We start from the raw sequence: 3,043 nt of genomic DNA, 5'->3' as shown, positions 1-3,043 counted from the left end.
CTTGTTGTTTATCTGCGATTTGTTTTGATCGTTTTGTGTGTTCAAGTTTTTAAGGGCATACGGTGGATGCCTTGGCATCAGGAGCCGATGAAGGACGTGGGAGCCTGCGATATGCCTCGGGGAGTCGGCAACCAGACTTTGATCCGGGGATTTCCGAATGGGGAAACCTGGCACCCGTCATGGGGTGTCGCCGCCGTCTGAATGTATAGGGCGGTTGGTGGGAACGCGGGGAAGTGAAACATCTCAGTACCCGCAGGAAGAGAAAACAATAGTGATTCCGTGAGTAGTGGTGAGCGAAAGCGGAGGAGCCTAAACCGTGCGCGTGTGATACCTGGTAGGGGTTGCGTGTGCGGGGTTGTGGGATCATCCGGTTGGGTCTACCAGCCCGGCGAGAAGTTACAAACTGCTTGGATAGTCGAACGGTATGGGATGGCCGGCCATAGACGGTGAGAGCCCGGTAGACGAAATCTGAGTGGCTTCTGGGTGTGTTCCCGAGTAGCACGGGGCCCGTGAAATCCCGTGTGAATCTGCCACGACCACGTGGTAAGGCTGAATACTTCCTGATGACCGATAGCGGACCAGTACCGTGAGGGAAAGGTGAAAAGTGCCCCGGTGAGGGGTCGTGAAATAGTACCTGAAACCGTGTGCCTACAAGCCGTCAGAGCGTCCTCCATGGCCTTTTGGGGTTGTGGTTCGTGATGGCGTGCCTTTTGAAGAATGAGCCTGCGAGTTATGGTGTGTGGCGAGGTTAACCGGTGGCGGGTAGCCGTAGCGAAAGCGAGTCTGAAGAGGGCGTTTTTAGTCGCATGCTGTAGACCCGAAGCGGGGTGATCTAGCCATGGGCAGGGTGAAGCGCCGGTAAGACGGTGTGGAGGCCCGAACCCACCAGGGTTGAAAACCTGGGGGATGACCTGTGGTTAGGGGTGAAAGGCCAATCAAACTCCGTGATAGCTGGTTCTCCCCGAAATGCATTTAGGTGCAGCGTTGCGTGTTTCTTGCCGGAGGTAGAGCTACTGGATGGCTAATGGGCCCTACAAGGTTACTGACGTCAGCCAAACTCCGAATGCCGGTAAGTGAGAGCGTGGCAGTGAGACTGCGGGGGATAAGCTTCGTAGTCGAGAGGGAAACAGCCCAGATCATCGGTTAAGGCCCCTAAGCGTGTGCTAAGTGGGAAAGGATGTGGAGTTGCTGTGACAACCAGGAGGTTGGCTTAGAAGCAGCCATCCTTGAAAGAGTGCGTAATAGCTCACTGGTCAAGTGATTCCGCGCCGACAATGTAGCGGGGCTCAAGCACACCGCCGAAGCCGTGGCACTCACATTTTGGTGTGGGTGGGTAGGGGAGCGTCCTGCAGCCGGTGAAGCCGCCGAGTGATCGAGTGGTGGAGGCTGTGGGAGTGAGAATGCAGGCATGAGTAGCGAATCACACGTGAGAAACGTGTGCGCCGGATGACCAAGGGTTCCTGGGGCAGGCTAATCCGCCCAGGGTAAGTCGGGACCTAAGGCGAGGCCGACAGGCGTAGTCGATGGACAACGGGTTGATATTCCCGTACCCGCTGGTATGCGCCAACGCTGAATCCTCTGATGCTAACCGCCTGAACCGCTGCTGTGGCCTTCGGGTTGTGGTGGTTGGGGAGCGTGGGGCCCGAGGGGGTAGTAGGTGAGTGATGGGGTGACGCAGGAGGGTAGCTCAGCCCAGGCGGTGGTTGTCCTGGGGTAAGCATGTAGCCCGGTGTGCAGGTAAATCCGCGCGCCGTTTGAGGGTGAGATGTGATGCCGAGCCGTTTTAGGTGAAGTGAGTGATCCCATGCTGTCGAGAAAAGCCTCTAGCGAGTGTACTGGCGGCCCGTACCCTAAACCGACTCAGGTGGTCAGGTAGAGAATACTAAGGCGATCGGGTGAACTGTGGTTAAGGAACTCGGCAAATTGCCCCCGTAACTTTGGGAGAAGGGGGACCTTGTCTGGTGATGGAATTTTCTTCTTGAGCTGGGTGGGGTCGCAGAGGCCAGGGGGAAGCGACTGTTTACTAAAAACACAGGTCCGTGCGAAGTCGTAAGACGCTGTATACGGACTGACGCCTGCCCGGTGCCGGAACGTTAAGAGGACTGGTGAGACCCTTTGGGGTCGGGGCTGAGAATCTAAGCGCCGGTAAACGGCGGTGGTAACTATAACCATCCTAAGGTAGCGAAATTCCTTGTCGGGTAAGTTCCGACCTGCACGAATGGCGTAACGACTTCCCCGCTGTCTCAACCACAGGCCCGGCGAAATTGCAGTACGAGTAAAGATGCTCGTTTCGCGCAGCAGGACGGAAAGACCCCGGGACCTTCACTATAGCTTGGCATTGGCGCTTGAAGCGTCTTGTGTAGGATAGGTGGGAGACTGTGAAGCTCAGACGCCAGTTTGGGTGGAGTCGTTGGTGAAATACCACTCTGGTTGTTTTGTGCGTCTAACCCGCACCCGTGTATCCGGGTGGGGGACAGTGCCTGGTGGGTAGTTTAACTGGGGCGGTTGCCTCCTAAAGTGTAACGGAGGCGCCCAAAGGTTCCCTCAGCCTGGTTGGCAATCAGGTGGCGAGTGCAAGGGCACAAGGGAGCTTGACTGTGAGACGGACGTGTCGAGCAGGTGCGAAAGCAGGGCCTAGTGATCCGGCACCTACGTGTGGAAGTGGTGTCGCTCAACGGCTAAAAGGTACCCCGGGGATAACAGGCTGATCTTCCCCAAGAGTCCATATCGACGGGATGGTTTGGCACCTCGATGTCGGCTCGTCGCATCCTGGGGCTGGAGTAGGTCCCAAGGGTTGGGCTGTTCGCCCATTAAAGCGGCACGCGAGCTGGGTTTAGAACGTCGCGAGACAGTTCGGTCCCTATCCGCTGCGCGCGTAGGAGAATTGAGAGGGTCTGTCCCTAGTACGAGAGGACCGGGACGGACGAACCTCTGGTGTGCCAGTTGTCCCGCCAGGGGCACGGCTGGTTGGCTACGTTCGGTAGGGATAACCGCTGAAAGCATCTAAGCGGGAAGCCTTCCTTGAGATGAGTTCTCCCTCCCA

Annotated in this window: 1 rRNA gene; it reads left to right on the top strand. The window is 57.1% G+C overall.

Annotation, left to right across the window (positions count from 1 at the left end):
• Positions 1-39: 39 nt before the first annotated feature.
• Positions 40-3,043 (top strand): 23S ribosomal RNA (locus AMA02S_RS39650); the annotation flags it as partial.

Source organism: Actinomadura macra NBRC 14102, from assembly GCF_001552215.1.
In the GTDB taxonomy this organism is placed as follows: domain Bacteria; phylum Actinomycetota; class Actinomycetes; order Streptosporangiales; family Streptosporangiaceae; genus Spirillospora; species Spirillospora macra.
The sequence above is the reverse complement of the archived record's forward strand: the minus strand, read 5'-3'. Positions and strand labels throughout refer to the sequence as shown.